The following is a 14,625-nucleotide window of genomic DNA, read 5'->3' on the forward strand; positions in this document are numbered from 1 at the left end:
GATCTATAGGCCTTGTAACATACTGATTTTAAGTAATTTTAAGGCCCTTTTAGATCACATTTATGGCGTTGTTGATCACAAAACTCGTGTTTTAGATCATTTTACTGGTCAAGTTGATCACAATATTGGTGTTACTGATCAGCAAATTGGTATTAAGATAACACCTTTATGGTGTGATTTAGTACTCAATATCTTTTGTTAATTGCATTATTGACGCTAGCTCGTCTTTAACACCTTTCTCTTCTTCATATTCTTCAAATTCAGGTTCTGACTTTTGAAATGCTTGTAGCGCTTTTTCAACTCTATCAGCTTCTTCATCTTGGCCTAAATACCTATATGCCAGCATTAATTGTGTTAATTCAGCCGGTGAAAGCTTTTGCTTACTGGTCACTTGTTTAGAAATAAGTTCTTTAACTATTTTTAAAGCATCATGAGTATTAAGCTCTTCTACAGTCCCTTTGTCTACCCAGCGAACTAAGAACTTAATTTCTGATATTTTTTTACCTTGAGTTCTTAATTCATACCCTACTTCGTTGTTTTCACTATTTAAAAATAAAAACTCTTTTCTGGCTATAGGGTGATTACTCAGCTTTTCAATACTGTCTCTAATGCAGCGTTTCATAAATACGCCGTTGTTAGCGAACGAAGCTTTGTTTTTCTTTAATTTACCTTTTTCATCTAGCAGCCCAAATAGGCCTTTAAGCTCTTCAATTTTAATGAAATGCATCTCATAGCCATCTTTCTTAAAGCGGCTTAGAATCTCATACAGGCGCTTTGCATACTCTTGTTTAATATCAAGGTAAGTTTTTGTTGTGATCAACGCAAAGCCTTGTCGGTATTCGATATACTCACTCTCTAGCATATCGTTTGGTACCATGGTCAGTAGCCCTTTTTTATACCTAATACGTTTGAATAATGGTTTGTAATCAAAGTCTTCGTCCCCATCTTCGTTCTCGACTTTAATACCTATCTTATAGCTAGAAAGACGCTCAGCGGCAGGAGATAGAATCGAACCAACATGTTTTGAGTCTATCTTAAGCCATTCAGACAATTGGCTTGCGGTGAAAGTATACTGTGGTGTTGTATTTGCCCAGTCGCCGCTTTTCATTTGAGCCATCATTAACGCAAACAAATCAGCTTCACGTTGTGATAGATCTTTACGGCTAAACACGAGTTTATGGCCTTGCTTGATGTGCTTAGGCAAGTTATTTCGTGAAATTGGCTTATTACTTAACTGTTTGGTCATCCGGCTATCACCACAAATCTGTATTCATAATTATTAAGTGTACACAATACTGGTTTTTTTCACCAGAAATATGTAAACATTAAACCTATCAATACATTTTTATGGTGTTTTTAATCTTAAGAGTACATAAAAGTGGTGAGTTACACCATAAAAGTGTAAACAAACCGGCTTTTCACCATAAATGTGTCATTATATTTGGATCATGAATATCACTCTATGCCGTTCTTTCCTTACAGTTTATAGTCCCAGGGCTAGGTTTTTATATAAGTAATTGATTTTCAGTTTATATATTTTATTTTTAGAGGTGGTTAGTTATTTGTTTTTGATTTCTATGTTTACATAAAAATGGTGTGAGACACCAGTTTTATGTAACGTAAACTCATTGGTACTAGCCTATCGTGCTGTTTTTAGGTTTAGAAACGGTTTTATCTGTCATGTGTACATATTTATGAATACACTTTTATGGTGTGCTAGACCAGAAAAGTGTCATCTAAACGTTTTTGATTACATATTTATGGTGTGTTTGGTAACTTGAGTGACCATTTGCTCTAATCTCAAAGTTAAATTGCGGTTAAAGCCTACTTTAAATAACACTATTCTGGCTTTCATTTGTTTTAGACTACATAAATCTGGTGCCAAACCTTAAGTTCTATTGACTTTACATACTTAGATAACATCATTCTGGTGGTTTTAGCGTTTTAGATAACTTGATTCTGGTGTAATAACCAGTTTTATGTAACTTTAAAATCTAAAGCGAATGTTTTTTAAGCTATAAATGACATATTACTGGTAAATACTTATTAAGATACCTCGAAAGTGGTGTTTGTCATTGGTTCAAGCCATTAGGATCATAAATGGTTACTTTATTCTGGTGCTTGATAACAGCATTCTGGTATTTAAACTAATAAATAACGTAAAACTGGTGTGTAACACCAGCTTTAAGGTATGTTCAAAAGGAAAAACACATAATTCTGGTGTTTTGATAAGGTGGTAGAGTTGTTTTACGCCAAATCAACAATTGAATTGTGTTGTTTGAGTAAGCACTCATTTTAAGATAACAGTATTCTGGTGTAGTGCACCAGAATACTGTTATCTTAAAACATGGTTAAAGCAAATGATGCCATTTTTAGAGTTGCGTGTATTGTAGCGCTTTAGAGAAGCATATCTAGTACACCGATAATTAAAGTCAAAAGCGAGTTAAGTCATTCCACAATGTGGAAAGCTTATTTATAGCTGGTAGCTTTCAGCCCCCTCCCCTACTTTCAAATTATCATCAATATTGCGGTTCAAACTTATATTGATAGATAAGTGCATAGGGTTAATCCATTACGTTTAATTGGATTTAACGATATTCCACAATGTGGAATAAACAACTTCATGCCCAAATGTGGCTATAAAAATTATGGCGAGCACTAAAACCGGAAGTATTTAAACGAAAAAAGTGGTCAAATATAGCAAGCTTTCTAATAAAGCTGACACCCCCTACCCTATCTCGTTAAGGATTCAACTCGTACGATATATAGCTAGATATTTATATTTGGCTAGTAAACTTGTTAAAGCTATTGATAAAGCAATTACTGTATACAAGCGTTAGGGGAAAGGTGGCTTTGAGTTGTGAATTCAGACGGTCGATCTAACTCATTTTTGGACAGAAATGAGTCAGAGCCGAAGGACGGTTCTGTGCCATGAGCGGACGTTAGTACACCCTGTTAACAGGCAAAATTTAGTTGGTTAAGATGTTTAGCGGAGCCAAACCCTCTGTTTCACTCGGTTTAAATGCAGTCTTAAATGTTTGCGTCAACGCTGAAATGATTTTTTCTTTTTTCAGTTCGAATTCTCTTAGTTGTTGACCTTCTAATATATTGGCAACCAATATTCCTGCTGTAATTAGATAATTAGCTAGGTTAGCAATGTAAAATTCGTAATCAGTAGCGGTATCTTTGCTATGAATAACCAAATTAACTTTATTTTCCATATTGCCATGCTCAAAGTGCCTTGAAAATATTGCCTCTAAACTACAGTGAGATTCTGCGCTTAATTTTGGATATAAGCCTCTATACTCTTCTTCCATCCCAGCTGAGCTAAATTTTTCATAAATATTTGCGCACAATTTAAAGTTGTTACTTTCTTTTAACAGCTTAATTTCATTTTCTACTTCAGGTATTTTATTATCTGCGTACTGAGCAATAGAAGTTAGATAAGGATTACCTTGTTTGGCAGCCTTAAACATCCGTTTATTTTGCTCGTAGCTACCGAAATCTAGTTGATTTACATAAAGTCCATTTAACTTGAGGTTTTTCAAATCAACGAAATTCTCAATAAATGAACGGTATATCGAAAGAGAGCCTGTATAATTCTGGGTTTGAATCAATGTATAAAATGATTCAGATAATTCAATTAATGTACAGTAAATCCCCATACTATAAGCTGCTAGTTTACTTCTAGATTCAAATTGAAATAACACAGCTTTATCAGTTGAAAAGTCGATAGTTTCTTTCAGAATCTGACGCATAAAACTCCTATACAATTGACCCGCTCCAATGAGCAGAGTGAATGAAAATGATGTGCCTGTGAGAGCCGTTAACTAAAAAAATCTATCTGTGAATCTTTAAGAGCTTTTGTATGGCTATATTTTATACCTTGTTTAGTTTTACGCACATCATCGCCTTCAATTACTTCTACAACAGTTGTAACGGCATAGCCAGTGACCTTAACCTCACCAACTTCGTCTATCTCTCTAGATTTTCTCAATACACATTTTATACATGAACCATGTTTGAAAGCTATATTTTCAAGTAGAACATCTTCTTTAAAATCTGCATCATTCATATCGAAGGAAATTACAGATTCTTCGTAGACTCCCTTCCACTTAAAACGGCCCTCTTTGAGTACTGGAGAGATAATTTCAATAACAGCATTTTCGTCAACATCTGCACGAAGGGTGTCAGAGCGTAAAATAAATTTAGTGAAATTTTCTCTTAATATCTGCCGCTCATCACTAAAATTTTCACCACTATTAGAGTCTGAAAGGGTAAAACCCACCTTATCTATAGTGTCTTCATTTGACAGCAAGCTATAAAGATTTGATCTTCTTTTCACTACTTTGAGATTTTTGTCTATTACATTTGCAGCTTTCTTTATTATGTTTTTATCGACTTCTGAAACTAGCTTACTTTCGAGTTCAAGCTTAAGCTTTTCTATGTTCAATTTTTTCTCTTCAATAGTAAGCTTTTTAATTTCTTTCTCTAAAGATTCCATTTCGGGATCCGTTGTAGGAATTCGAGAGAGAACTATCGTCGCGATTACTAATAATATTGTGATTTGATTACTATTTTTACCCATTGCTTTCCAAAAGTCTCTAAACCCACCTTCGCTGGGGATACTAGAATATAAGGAAACATCAATGGATAAAATTGAGGCAGCTTCATTAAGGATTGCTAATACTTCACCTTCACACCTATTTCGCAACGATGCGTCGATTAAGTGTGAATCGTTATTAAAGTAATAGTGAAGCTCAAATAAGTTTACTGTACTGCTCATTGAAATTCCTTTTTCATGGTCAAAACGACTTAAACCAAATGCAAAAACTTCTCAGGCTCTAAAGCGCATTTGTATCAGGCGTTTTTGTGTAGTCGAGTTTTACAGCAAAGTAGCATAGCCATCGCAAACAGAGCGTAACAAAAAATGTCCTTTTGACAAACTTGTTAGACATTACCATGCCCCGCCAATGCTGTTGTTTACAGGTGTTAAATAAATTATTTCACCTAGGTCATTAGTAATATTGAAGCTAGAAATCTTCTTCTTACTTTTTTTGCACCACTCTAAACATATTTTGGTCAAATCCTGAGAGGCTGGTTTCTCAAATATTTTAGTTAATAAATAGCCGGTAAGTTCTAGGTTTGGCTCAAGGTAAAAATCACCAACATTTATCATTTTGAGTGGACTTTCAGCCATTGAAGATTTCTCTTTCTGGAACATGTTTCTTTTTATTATGTTTTCTGAACCAGCTAGAGTTAAGGCTTCCCTATATTCTGGAGCTGTAAAATCTATAATATTGTTCTCAGTTTCTACCCAGCAATGGAATGCATCTGGACTGCTATAAAAACTACCATCCTCTTCGCCTGCGAAGGATAAAGTATTTCCACTTTCAGTTAGCCGTATAAAGGCTGCACCCATGACAGGCCTAGCTTTCACCTTAAATATTTTCTCTAAAATGAATGCCCCATTTACATTATAGAACTGACAAGACTTGCCCGCACCGTGAGAAAGCTCTCTGCCGACACTTGCAACAATCTTATAGATTAGCTCATATTGCTTTAATGTAATATCAAATTTCATTTCGATAGCTCTTTGTATTGCCTAACATCTTGAGGAACGCCATTTTGGTGATTTATAAAAAACTAAAACGGCGTGTATTACATACCCTGATAATTTCACCAATAATTACCTTTGTAAACAGGTAATTAAAATAGCTAGGAATTATGCTTGTTATTTTGCCCCAAAGCGGTGGTTAATAATGTTATCGGACAAAGTTATAACCCTACTCAAAAAAGTAGGAATAAATTTAACTTTTCTATGACCGGTTTTCGCTCAAAGTCGCCCTTAGAGCAATTACGTTTACTCGTTTTGGGGCAGAAACAAGTTACGCTTGAATGTATATGCCACAAAGGTGTTGGGCGTTGTGTGTTTAAGCATTCTTGATTTTAAATTCCACATTGTGGAAAAGTTATATTTGCTTAAATTCTAAAGAAAAGTAAGCACTCCGCCTTTCCACAATGTGGAATCCTGCTAGTTATAAAAAATCTTTCAGCAGATACCATCAAATATTTCATTAGCTTTGCAGATATCACGTGTTGACGGCCTTACACAGCAAAAGTTATTTAGTTTTAGAGTAGGGGGAGATTAAGCTAACTTTTTATCATGTTCTATAATGAAATTATGAAAGTGAAGCCCAGTTTAAAATAAATAATAACTAGGAGTGTAGCTCTATAGTTATGTTGTGAGTTGTGAAATTTAAAACAGTATTAAGGATACTATGGACAGTCATGGAAAAATTTCTTTCACTTGGAAAAAAGACGTTTTTGAATTAATCGTAGAGGATGAATTCAACGAAGAAGGTATAGATGTAAATGTACCATTATTAAAGCAGTCTGTTTTGAATAAGGCTCCGAAAGATTGGAAGCGTATAGAAATGTGGGATCAAAAGGTCCTAGGTTCACCGGAGACGATTAAAAAGTGTCAGTCAATTTGGAATTGGTTCACTATTAAAGGATGTACAAAAACTGCTTTTGTTGTTTCTAATAATATTCAGGTTCAAGTACTAGAAAAATATGCAGATAAAAACTCTGGAATTTTTTTAGACATAGAAAAAGCATACAAATGGCTTCAAGAATGAAGCTAAGTCTAATTATTATATTTTGTACAGTATAAAGTTTATTCATTAGGGCGTGCAGGCATTTGTCAGCAACTTTTAATTTTAGATACCTTTATTAACCCCATGCATTACTAAGAACTCACCTGAGATACGTAATATTATATTTCAACACTTCGATTTAACTTACTGAAACGTCGCTTAAAAATTGTATGGAACAAGGTAAGACAAATTCCACATTGTGGAATAAGCACATCTCATATTTAACTCTGTAAAAATAAAGCCTGTTTTCCACATTGTGGAAAGCAGATAATTACTTTGTCAGTTATTAATATTTTTTATAAAACTCTATATGCTTCTGTACTGATTTAAATCCTACCTTTTACGTCCAGATGCCTTTGAGCTTGTGCAAAAATATATGGCAGGGCAGGGGAGTGAGCCTTAATTTTTACTGGCTTGTTGCCCTTCTTGCGTTCCGCAGTTTGTAAATCTCTATAAATGAATATGTGTACTTTGTTCCTATAGTTCGCTTTTGATTTACAGACAAAAAACATTTTGGGTACATGCGATTAGAGTCAATTTCGCTCAGACGTAGCGTGATTGATGATTAATTCATGTTTTTTCATTAAGTTAATCTTTATGTATTAGTGATATATCAGACTTTAGTGACATCAAGTGAATGATTGGTGATTGAAAATGATTTAAAATGCTTGACTGTGTTTGCTATCGCTGTAATATTGGAACAATAGTGTTGTAAAACGTTTAAAAATAATTAACAGCTGGAGTTAATCAGAAGATGCCAAGCAAACTAAATGAATATAAACATGTAAATTATAGCTGGGATGACTCTGTTGCAGATGAGTTAACCCCAATTGAGAGTTTGGTTTATCGCTCTAATATTTTAGGGGCTGACCAACGCATTACTAATACGGGTGGTGGTAACACTTCTGCAAAATTAATGGAAACAGATCCATTAACAGGTGAACAAGTTGAAGTACTCTGGGTTAAAGGCTCAGGCGGTGATTTAAGAACAGCCAAGAAAGAAAACTTTTCATCTTTATATCAAGGTAAGCTACAAGCACTAGACGAAACGTACCAAGCATTTCCAGATAAGGGTTATAAGTCTGCTGGCGAAGATGCGATGATTGGTATGTATAAACATTGTAACTTTTGTCTGAACCCTCGTGCTTCTTCAATTGATACCCCATTACACTCAATGATTGATGAAAAGCATGTCGACCACTTACATCCAAATGCAGTCATCGCTGTCGCTTCTTGTAAAGATCAAAAAGAGTTAACCGAAGTTATTTGGGGCGGAAAGATGGCTTACGTGCCTTGGATGCGTCCAGGTTGGGAAGCGGCTAAGGTATGTGAAGAAGCTTATGCTGAGAAACCTGATAGTGTTGGTATTTTATTAGGTCAACATGGTCATACTAACTGGGATAGCGAAAGTAAGAGCTGTTACGAAACATCTTTATGGGTAATTGAAACTGCTGCTCGCTATATTGAAGAGCATGATAAAGGTGAGCAAACTTTTGGTGGAGCTAAATATAACAGCTTACCAGAAGATGAAAGAAATCAGCTATTAACGAAGTTTTTACCTGTTGCACGTGGTCTTTTATCTAATAAAGTGAAGTTTATCTCAACGGTACAAACAGATGAAACTGCGCTTCGATTTGTTAACAGTGTTGATGCTCCTCGTTTAGCTAAACTAGGTACTTCATGCCCAGATCATTTCTTACGTACAAAGATTCAACCTCTTTATGTTGATTTCAATCCACAAGAAGATGATTTTGATACCTTAGTAGAAAAGCTAAATGCAGGCATTGAACAATATCGTGTTGATTACATTGAGTATTATAATAATTGTAAACGTGATGATTCTCCTGCAATGCGAGATCCAAGTCCTACCGTTATTCTAATTCCTGGTGTCGGTATTATCGGCTGGGGTAAAAATAAAAGCGAATCACGTGTTACTACTGAATTTTATAATTGCGCTATTGAAGTTATGCGTGGTGCAGAAGCGATCAGTGAATATACGGCATTACCTCAACAAGAAGCGTTTGATATAGAATATTGGGCGCTTGAAGAAGCTAAGCTACAACGTATGCCAAAAGAAGCACCGCTAGCACGTGATGTAGTGGTTGTAATTGGCGCGGGTGATGGTATCGGCAAAGAAACTGCATTCCGCGTTGCTAAAGAGGGTGCTCATGTTGTTTGTGCAGATCTGCGCGTTGAAGCTGCACAGAAAACAGCTGAAGAATTAACTGCTATCTACGGCCAAGGTATTGGTGTTGCTGGTACAGGGATTTCAAGTTGTGGCCCGGCTATCGCGCAAGGTGTTGATATTACCGACCGTGAAAGCGTTAAGAAAATGTTTGAAGCTGTTACCTTAGCTTATGGCGGTATCGATAAAGTAATCGTGACCGCGGGTGTATTCTTAGCACCAGGCCAAGCTGGCATGACAAATGACCAACAATTTGATGTAAGTTTTGCTGTAAATGTTAAAGGTGGTTATATCGTTGGCACAGAAGCTAACGAAATTTGGAAAGCACAAGGCCTTAAAGGTGCGCTTGTTCTAACTACCAGTGTTAATGCCGCAGTGTCTAAAAAAGGTTCGCTTGCCTATGACACATCAAAAGCAGCAGCTAATCACCTAGTTCGTGAGTTAGCAGTTGAACTATCACCACTTGTTAATGTGAATGGTTTAGCGCCTGCAACGGTTGTAAAAGGTAGCACAATGTTCCCACGTGACCGTGTTTTAGCCTCTTTGACTAAATATAATGTTGAATTTACTGAGCAAGATTCAGATGATGAACTTCGCGATAAACTAGCTAATTTCTATGCTCAAAGAACACTGACTAAACAACCTATTACACCAGAAGATCAAGCTGAGGCAGCTTATCTTTTAGTATCAGGTCAGTTAAGCAAAACCACTGGTCAGATTATTAGTGTTGATGGTGGTCTTCACGAAGCCTTCTTACGCTAAGATAATAATAAACAGGATTAATGAATATGACACAACGTATTGATAAAGCTCTAATTGCAGATGAAAACGCAAAATTATTGAGCGACTTAAATGAAGACTATCAAGCATTAGGCAACAAACTTGCTCGCAATGATATTAATATCGAAGAAGTCACAGCTAAAGCAGAAGCTTTTCAAATAGCTGTGCCATCTTGGGGCACAGGTACAGGCGGAACACGTTTTGCTCGTTTCCCTGGTGAAGGTGAGCCGCGTAATATCTTTGAAAAGCTTGAAGATAGTGCTGTGATCAATGATTTATCTCAGTGTACTGAGCGTGTATCGCCACACTTCCCTTGGGATAAAGTAGATGATTTTACAGAGTTAAAGCAGTTCTCTGATGAGCTGAACTTAAGCTGGGATTCGATTAACTCGAATACTTTCCAAGATCAACCAGGTCAAGAACATAGCTTTAAATACGGTAGTTTAAGTAACACCAGTGCAGCTTCACGTGAGCTAGCTATTGCGCACAACCTTGATTGTATTGAATGGGGTAAAGCACTTGGTTCAAAAACATTAACAGTTTGGGTTGGTGACGGTTCAAACCACCCAGGTCAGCAACATTTCCAAAGTGCTTTTGAGCGTTACTTAGAAAGTATGAAAACGATTTATGCTGGCTTACCAAGTGATTGGGAACTACATATTGAACACAAAATGTTTGAGCCTGCTTTTTACTCAACTATCATTCAAGACTGGGGTAGTAATATCCTTGCAGCTATGGAGCTTGGCCCACAAGCTAAATCATTAGTTGATTTAGGCCACCATGCACCAAACGTAAACATTGAAATGATTGTTTCTCGTTTGATTCAATTTAAAAAGTTAGGTGGTTTCCACTTTAACGATAGTAAGTATGGTGATGATGACCTAGATAGCGGTAGCTTACACCCATATCAACAGTTCTTAATTTTTAACGAGTTGGTTGATGCACAGTATCGCAATCAAGAAGGCTTTAATCCTAACTACATGTTAGATCAATCACATAACGTGACTGACCCGATTGAAAGTTTAATGAACTCTGCAGCAAGTGTTCAGCGTTCTTATGTATCGGCTTTATTAGTTGATCGTGAGAAGTTGAGTGAATATCAGCAAAATAATGATGCGTTAATGGCAAGTAACACGCTTAAAAATGCATTTAACACTGATGTTAGCCCAATCTTAGCAATGGCTCGTCTACGCAAAGGTGGAGCTATTGATCCAATTGCTACTTACCGTAAAGCAAGTTATCGCTCTGCGGTTGCAGCTAAACGTCCATCAAGTGGCGGTAATGGTTCAGGTATCGTGTAAAGCGAACTTTAATCATGAAAAAACATGCAGAGGTATTTTAGCGCCTTTGCATGTTTTTTAGTTTGAAACACACACATAATAATAAAGATCGTCGATTGAATTGTATTAAAAGAACAAAAAATTGGCGCAGTGGAGGCAGTATGTCGACAGCAGAAGAATTTGAAACACAACCCGTTTCTCCCAATAAATTACAATCAGCTCATACGTTTGCAGGCAGTTATGCCGGTGAGCACGTTGCAGGTACTGAGTTTGTGATCGGTGCTTTATTTGTTTCATGGGGGGTAGGGGCGAGTGATATTTTACTCGGGTTACTATTAGGTAACTTACTCGCCGTACTAACATGGGGTTTAATTACAGCTCCGATAGCTACAGATACTCGTTTAACACTTTATGCTTATTTAGAAAAAATTGCAGGCCCAGGCACAATCAAACTTTACAGTGTTATTAACGGTATTTTGTTTTGTGTATTGGCAGGGGCAATGATCACAGTATCAGCATCCGCTGTTCGCGTACTTTTTGATATTCCGCCACAAGTAGACTGGTATCCAACAGATTTAAGGTTTGTACTTGTTGCACTAGGTGTTGGGGCTGTAGTTGTTTTTATGGCCGTGAAAGGGTTTGAGAAACTTGCTGCGTTTGCTGAAATTTGCGCGCCGTGGATGATTTTAATGTTCCTTGTTGGTGCTTTGGTTTTATTACCAACAATAGTAGCAGCTACAAACGGGGTTGATTCAATCGGTAGCTTTGATGATTTCTTGCATATTGCGAGTGAGTCTATCTGGGTTCAAACTGACAGCGGTATTGGTTTTTGGCATGTTGCAGCTTTCGCATGGGTTGCTAATTTAGCGATGCATGGTGGTATGGGAGATATGACCTTATTACGTTTTGCACGTCATTCTCGTTATGGTTACTTTTCAGCCCTAGGTATGTTCATTGGCCATTATTTAGCGTGGATCTGCGCCGGTGTTATGGGAGCGGGAGCAGCTATATTACTCAGCACGACAATTGTTGCGCTTGATCCAGGGGCTGTTGCATATCAGGCGTTAGGTACGTGTGGGATCATAGCTGTAATCATCGCAGGTTGGACAACCTCAAACCCAACAATTTATAGAGCAGGCCTTGCGTTTAGTTCATTAAACCATAAATGGGGCCGTACAAAAGTAACAGTAGTGGTTGGTATTGTTACAACAATTATTGCTTGTTTCCCTTTTGTATTTTCGCAATTACTAGGATTTGTAGGAATTATGGGGCTTATGATGGCGCCAGTTGGTGCTGTTATTGTTGCGGAACATTGGTTATTCCCTCGTATAGGCTTCACACGTTATTGGTCTAAATATAAGGGCAATACAACTAATTACGCTGCAATCATTACATGGCTTAGTTCACTTGCTGTGAGTTATTATTTAGAAGCATCCGGCACGTTACATTTATTCTTTATATTAATTCCAATTTGGATTTTCGCGACTGCTTTATATTGCTTATTAGCCTATGCAATGGGGGCAAAAAAATCTTACCCGCAGCAACAATCTGAAGAAAATGCAGAAACAGAGCGAAAAGCAATTGAAAAAGCGTATATAAAGAATTTAGAGAGCAATCATGGCCAGAATGACAAAGTGACGTTACCAATATTAACGCGTTTCGCTTTAGTTACATCGTATTTATCGCTGTTAGCATGTGTCTTCCTTGGGGTATCAGCTTATATAAATCAGGATATAGAAACGATTAGAGCGTGGCTTATCGTTCCAACACTTGTTTATTTTATAAGTGCTACATATGCGTATTTACAAAAAAGTAAAATCAGCCAAGAAGATCAATCGTCCAATACGATTGAACAAGGGCTGGTCATAACTAAATAAAATAACCGAGTTCGTTTATAGAAGTAATAAAGCTACGCAGGTTTAAAATTGTTAAATTCTGTGTAGCTTTTTTTATGCTTAAAAAAGCTAATTTTTGATAGTTAATTAATTGGAGTTTTAATGACTGATTTACGTGACCTAGTACCATCAGGCGTGGTGAACGAGTGCCAGATGAAGGTTTTATTTGAATATGCACGAGAGAATAACTTTGCTTACCCTGCGGTAAATGTTGTAAGTACAAACTCTATTAATGCAGCGCTTGAATCGGCTAAAGAATGTAAATCACCCATTATAATCCAACTCTCCTATAGTGGTTCAGCATTCTTTATTGGTAAAGGCGTGTCACTAACTGGACATCAACCTTCTATTGCTGGCGCTATTGCAGCAGCCCATTATGTTCATGCTGTTGCAAAACACTATGGCATACCGGTTATTCTACATACCGACCATGCAGCTAAAAAATTATTACCTTGGATTGATGGGCTACTAGAAGAGGGCGAAAATTTTTATAAATTAACTGGCAAGCCTCTATTTAGTTCACACATGCTTGATTTGTCTGAAGAAAGTTTAGAAGAAAATATTACTATATGTAAAGCTTACCTAGCAAAAATGGCAAAGCTTGATATGGGAATTGAGATTGAACTTGGTTGTACGGGTGGCGAAGAAGACGGAGTAGATAACTCTGGTATTGATAGTTCATTGCTCTATACACAACCAGAAGATGTGGCTTATGCCTATGAAAGCCTGATCGAAGTAAGTGATGCATTTACAATTGCAGCGTCATTTGGCAATGTTCACGGTGTATATAAACCAGGCAATGTGAAATTAACACCTATTATTCTTAAAAACTCACAAGCATTTGTGCAAGAGAAGTATGGCCTTGACCATAATAGTTTAAACTTTGTTTTTCATGGTGGCTCAGGATCTACGCCAGCAGAAATCACTGAAGCTATTGGTTATGGTGTGATTAAGATGAACATTGATACTGATACGCAGTGGGCTTGTTGGCAAGGAGTTCATAAGTATTATCTAGAAAACAGTGACTTCTTACAGACACAAATAGGCTCACCTTCAAACCCAGACTCGCCGAATAAGAAATATTATGACCCACGTGTTTGGCTACGTCAGATTGAATTATCAATGGCAGCACGGCTTTGTCTTGCTTTTAAAGAACTCAATTGTCTCAATAGATACTGATATTAAGTAGTAAAATAGCTGAGTATTTTCAGCAATACTCAGTTACACATAACCTCAAGTAAAAAATGATTTTACACACAATATAAAGAGATTGATTATGGATAATAAAAATATTATAAGCCGCATAAAAACCTTGTTCTATTGGGTTTTCTTATCGTTTTTAATTAGCCCTGTATACGCTGAAGATACGCCACCTAATATAGTCTTGATCCTGTCAGATGATCACGCTTGGTATGATTATGGATTTATGGGACATCCAATTGTTAAAACTCCTTCACTTGATAAACTTGCAAGGGATGGCCTTACTTTTAAAGGAAGCTATGTACCTACAGCTCTATGTCGACCTTCGTTAGCAACGATCGCAACAGGCTATTATGCATCAACAATTGGTATCACAGGTAATACTCCTGCGTTTGATGTCTATGGGAAAAAGGGATCTGCAGAACATAATCTACAGCGTGAGAAGTTGATTTCTAAGATTGACAATATAGACACATTACCACAACTATTAAAGTCAAAAGGTTATGTTTCTTTTCAATCTGGGAAATGGTGGGAAGGTAGCTACAAACGTGGTGGTGTTCTGGTCAACTCCAGCCGGACACTTTTCCTAAAGAATTTTCATACTCTACTGGTGACTGATCGTTATT

General features: G+C 36.8%; 10 protein-coding genes. 6 read left to right on the forward strand and 4 right to left on the reverse strand.

The features are described from left to right. Window positions 1-178: 178 nt before the first annotated feature. The 4 genes from PHAL_RS0120830 to PHAL_RS0120845 form a co-directional block, all read right to left on the reverse strand. Window positions 179-1,246: a replication initiation protein gene (locus tag PHAL_RS0120830; protein ID WP_016710373.1), complete on the reverse strand. Its 1,068-nt coding sequence runs from the start codon at window positions 1,244-1,246 to the stop codon at window positions 179-181. Window positions 1,247-2,969: 1,723 nt separating this feature from the next. After that, window positions 2,970-3,758 carry a DUF5677 domain-containing protein gene (locus tag PHAL_RS0120835; protein ID WP_016710374.1) on the reverse strand — a complete coding sequence of 263 codons (789 nt, stop codon included), beginning with the start codon at window positions 3,756-3,758 and terminating at the stop codon, window positions 2,970-2,972. Window positions 3,759-3,826: 68 nt separating this feature from the next. After that, a complete protein-coding gene (locus PHAL_RS0120840; protein WP_016710375.1) occupies window positions 3,827-4,786 on the reverse strand; it encodes a hypothetical protein in 960 nt (319 codons plus the stop codon). Window positions 4,787-4,957: 171 nt separating this feature from the next. Continuing rightward, on the reverse strand, window positions 4,958-5,584 hold the full coding sequence (locus PHAL_RS0120845) for a DUF2026 family protein (RefSeq protein WP_016710376.1): 627 nt from the start codon (window positions 5,582-5,584) through the stop codon (window positions 4,958-4,960). A 697-nt stretch (window positions 5,585-6,281) separates the two neighbouring features. Between PHAL_RS0120845 and PHAL_RS0120855 the strand changes: the two genes are divergently transcribed. The 6 genes from PHAL_RS0120855 to PHAL_RS0120885 all read left to right on the forward strand — a co-directional run. Then, a complete protein-coding gene (locus tag PHAL_RS0120855; protein ID WP_016710378.1) occupies window positions 6,282-6,641 on the forward strand; it encodes a hypothetical protein in 360 nt (119 codons plus the stop codon). Between the two features lie 772 nt (window positions 6,642-7,413). Next, complete coding sequence (locus tag PHAL_RS0120860; RefSeq protein WP_016710379.1) at window positions 7,414-9,606, forward strand: bifunctional rhamnulose-1-phosphate aldolase/short-chain dehydrogenase; 2,193 nt, start codon at window positions 7,414-7,416, stop codon at window positions 9,604-9,606. 26 nt (window positions 9,607-9,632) lie between these two features. Then, window positions 9,633-10,925 carry an L-rhamnose catabolism isomerase gene (gene rhaI / locus PHAL_RS0120865; protein WP_016710380.1) on the forward strand — a complete coding sequence of 431 codons (1,293 nt, stop codon included), beginning with the start codon at window positions 9,633-9,635 and terminating at the stop codon, window positions 10,923-10,925. Window positions 10,926-11,065: 140 nt separating this feature from the next. Then, window positions 11,066-12,781 (forward strand): membrane protein, encoded by a 1,716-nt coding sequence (locus PHAL_RS23285; RefSeq protein WP_016710381.1) that lies wholly within the window; start codon window positions 11,066-11,068, stop codon window positions 12,779-12,781. 120 nt (window positions 12,782-12,901) lie between these two features. After that, entirely contained in the window at window positions 12,902-13,978 is a 1,077-nt protein-coding gene (gene fbaA, locus PHAL_RS0120880) for a class II fructose-bisphosphate aldolase (RefSeq protein WP_016710383.1), read from the forward strand. Between the two features lie 97 nt (window positions 13,979-14,075). Further along, on the forward strand, window positions 14,076-14,625 hold a 550-nt coding region (locus tag PHAL_RS0120885), incomplete at its 3' end, for a sulfatase family protein (RefSeq protein WP_029216278.1).

The sequence above is a fragment of the Pseudoalteromonas haloplanktis ATCC 14393 genome (assembly GCF_000238355.1).
GTDB classification, from domain to species: Bacteria; Pseudomonadota; Gammaproteobacteria; order Enterobacterales; family Alteromonadaceae; genus Pseudoalteromonas; species Pseudoalteromonas haloplanktis.

Excerpts from the sequence above, each read along its gene's own strand:
- PHAL_RS0120840 (WP_016710375.1), bottom strand. The coding sequence starts at position 4,786 with ATGAGCAGTACAGTAAACTTATTTGAGCTTCACTATTACTTTAATAAC.
- PHAL_RS0120835 (WP_016710374.1), bottom strand. The coding sequence starts at position 3,758 with ATGCGTCAGATTCTGAAAGAAACTATCGACTTTTCAACTGATAAAGCT.
- PHAL_RS0120830 (WP_016710373.1), bottom strand. The coding sequence starts at position 1,246 with ATGACCAAACAGTTAAGTAATAAGCCAATTTCACGAAATAACTTGCCT.
- PHAL_RS0120845 (WP_016710376.1), bottom strand. The coding sequence starts at position 5,584 with ATGAAATTTGATATTACATTAAAGCAATATGAGCTAATCTATAAGATT.
- PHAL_RS0120855 (WP_016710378.1), top strand. The coding sequence starts at position 6,282 with ATGGACAGTCATGGAAAAATTTCTTTCACTTGGAAAAAAGACGTTTTT.
- fbaA (WP_016710383.1), top strand. The coding sequence starts at position 12,902 with ATGACTGATTTACGTGACCTAGTACCATCAGGCGTGGTGAACGAGTGC.
- PHAL_RS23285 (WP_016710381.1), top strand. The coding sequence starts at position 11,066 with ATGTCGACAGCAGAAGAATTTGAAACACAACCCGTTTCTCCCAATAAA.
- rhaI (WP_016710380.1), top strand. The coding sequence starts at position 9,633 with ATGACACAACGTATTGATAAAGCTCTAATTGCAGATGAAAACGCAAAA.
- PHAL_RS0120860 (WP_016710379.1), top strand. The coding sequence starts at position 7,414 with ATGCCAAGCAAACTAAATGAATATAAACATGTAAATTATAGCTGGGAT.